1 protein-coding gene is annotated in these 3,180 nt (G+C 37.7%); it reads left to right on the plus strand.

All coding sequences use genetic code 11. The features are described 5' to 3' along the window. Positions 1-264: 264 nt before the first annotated feature. Positions 265-3,180 (plus strand): autotransporter outer membrane beta-barrel domain-containing protein (locus tag CER18_RS09520; protein ID WP_432417139.1); only part of this gene is annotated, 2,916 nt, incomplete at its 3' end.

The following is a 3,180-nucleotide window of genomic DNA, read 5'->3' on the forward strand; positions in this document are numbered from 1 at the left end:
CTTTATAATATTACTATAAATATGAAAAACTAATTCATAAATATAATAAAAAATACATTATAAAGTAAACTTAAATTTAAATATTACGTATTTAAATTCAACTTTAATTTTGACAGAAAAAGCAAAATAAATTATAAAAGTTATGCGTTATTAACTGAATAAGCAATATCTATTTTCTGTTCTTCTTTTGAAGCGTGCGGGGAAGTGAATATTGGGGGCTTTAAAAGGAGAGTATTCGTGTATAAAAAATCCCTTCTATCATCTATGGCGACGGCAGCCATCGTGCTGTTTAATATTCAGTTCAATGTCCATGCTGAATCTCTTGAAGTTTCTGGAGAAGGAAAAGTAGTCACTGGAGAAACCGGAAAAGCCTATGATCAGCTTCATGCAACAAATGGCAGTAAAATCATTGGCAAAGATTTAAAAGTAACCGGTTTAAAAGCTGAAGAATACAACAACATTGGTGTAACAGCTGAAAACCTCGGCCAAATTGCGTTAACAGGCTCAACAACTATTGAAAACGTTAGAAACGGGCTTTATGCATACCAAGGTGGAAACATCAGTAGCGAAAATCTAACAATAACCGCTCTTAAAAACGAGGATATAGGCATTGGTGTATTTGCTCAAGATTCTAAGAGCAAAATTGAATTAAAGGGAACAACAATTATTCAACAATTTACGAATGGGCTTGCAGCAGGAAATGCTGCTACAATTATTGCCCACGATTTAAAAATAGCCTGTCTTGCCCCCGCGCAAACAGTGCATAATATGAATGATTTTTGTATAAAAGCGAGAGATCATAATAGTATAATCAAATTAAATGGTGATACAATCATCGAAAATGTAGTTAACAATGGTCTTGTAGCAAGCCTTGGTGGCAAAATCACTAGCAAAAATTTAACAGTCATCGGTGGAAAATCAATTAATCCAAATTCTAAAGACCGCTATGGAATATGGACAGAAAACCCTGATAGCGAAATTCAGTTAATGGGCACAACAATCATTAAAAACCTCGATATCGGTCTTTATGCAGACGATGGAGGAAAAATTATTAGTAGTGATTTAACAATAATCGGAGGTGAATCCGAAGAAGTAACCATTGGTGTGGACACTTGGGAGCCTAAGAGCAAAATTGAATTAAATGGTAACAGCACAATTCAAAATATTGATGTTGGTCTTGTAGCAGGTGAAAATGGAGCAATTAAAACGGAGAATGGCACTAAAAATAACATAGAAGCAAAAAAATTTGCATTAATCGTGATCAATGGCGGTCATATGAATCTTACAAACCTTTCTGCAACAGCAGGAATTTCTGGCTTACAGTTTGCAAATGTTTCTGATAATGACCCACTTGACCCAATGGATCCACAAAAATATCGTAGCAATGAAATCAATTTAAGCCATACAATTTTTCACATTGACAAGGGTACAGGAATTCTTGTTGGAGCTTTTGCCACAAAAAGCATTGAAAATAGTCCTGCTCTATCAATCGGTACGCTCAATCTTAAAGATTCAGAAATCCATGCCGATATCTTATTAAATGATGGTATTTTTTGGAACAAAACTTCTTGGAAAGATAAAAATATCTGGAATAATGAAAACATGGAGGAGATAGCCAACGGTAGTTTCACGTTAAATGCAGATCACTCTACTTTAGAAGGCAGAGCGAACATTGCAAAAGAGAGAAACGTACACTTTGACCTGAAAAACGATACACAATGGTTCTTAAAAAACAGTACACAAGAAAAAGATGCTGATGGTAATCTGCTTGATATCGCTCAAAGAGCACGCTCTGATATTTCTGTTCTGGGCCTCGAAAACAGCTCTCTTGTTTTTAAAGAACCAACAGAAGATCATTACCATACATTGCATATAGGCTCTGGAAAACCCGATACTAAAGCCGTCTATAATGCAACAGGTGATGCACAAATTTCTTTCAACACTTGGTGGAGTGATGGTAAGTCAATAGCAGAGCAAAAAACCGATCGGCTTTTGATTAATGGGAATGTTTCAGGAAATACAAATGTCCTTATTAATTTAAAGGGGAACACTACTCAAAAAAAACCTTCTGATGTTAAGGAAAATATACGGGGACTTTCTCTTATCCAAGTTTCTGGAACAGCCGAAGAAGGCTCCTTCAAACTAGCCCATGGTTATACCACAATAAATGGTTCTCCTGATAAATATATGCTCCGTGCCTATGGACCAAACTCAAGTCAAGGCAAAGCTGATATAGAACAAAATCTGTTCGATGAAAAAAATGAAAATTTCTGGGATTTTCGTCTACAACCTGAATTTCTTAATTCTACCCCAAGTTCTAGCTCTAGCCCTGAAGAAAATGTACATGCACCTGTAGCACAAATGGCAAGCTATTTGGTCATGCCCAATGCTCTCTTCTATAGTGGATTGACGGATATGGCGAAACAAAATGCCTTGTTAGCAAATATGAGAACATCTGTCGCAGAAAAAGGACAAGGACAAAGCAACGGCTTCTTCTTACACACCTATGGAAGCACAGGAACCTTATCATCCGCGCGGGGACCACTTGAATATGGGTATGGTGCTCGTCTTCGCTATGCCGCTCTACAAGGAGGGGTTAACTTTGCAGCGCTGGAAGGGCATAATACCACAACGCATTTGGGTCTTTTAGGCACCTACGGACAACTCTCTTTCACACCAAAAGATATGAAAGATGCAAGTAAGAGCACGATGGATAAATGGTCACTCACAGCCTATGGAACCATACAACATGACAATGGCTTTTATCTTGATGCGCTGTTATCCTATGGCTTCCTAAAGGGAAAGATCACCAATGCCCTCATTGGGACAACCGCAAAATTGAAAAATGCCAAAATGTTGAGTATCTCCGCAACTGTTGGCAAACAATTTGCAACCGGTATTCAAGGCGTAACGTTTGAGCCACAAGCACAGCTTGCCTATCAACATTTGATGTTTGATACCATTAAAGATGCTGATAATCTGACCATTGACATGCAAAATCCTTCTCAATGGTTGATCCGTGTTGGTGGACGTTTAACGAAAACCGTTGCCAGTGAAAACAGCCGTCCTATGTCTTTTTATGGAAAAGTAAACTTGATCAAAACCTTTGGTGATGATCAGGCGCTCCATATTGATAAAGATTATAAACGTGACCCTATGGGTTCTTTCCTTGAAGGTGGC

The sequence above is a fragment of the Bartonella tribocorum genome (assembly GCF_002777915.1).
Lineage (GTDB): Bacteria > Pseudomonadota > Alphaproteobacteria > Rhizobiales > Rhizobiaceae > Bartonella > Bartonella tribocorum_A.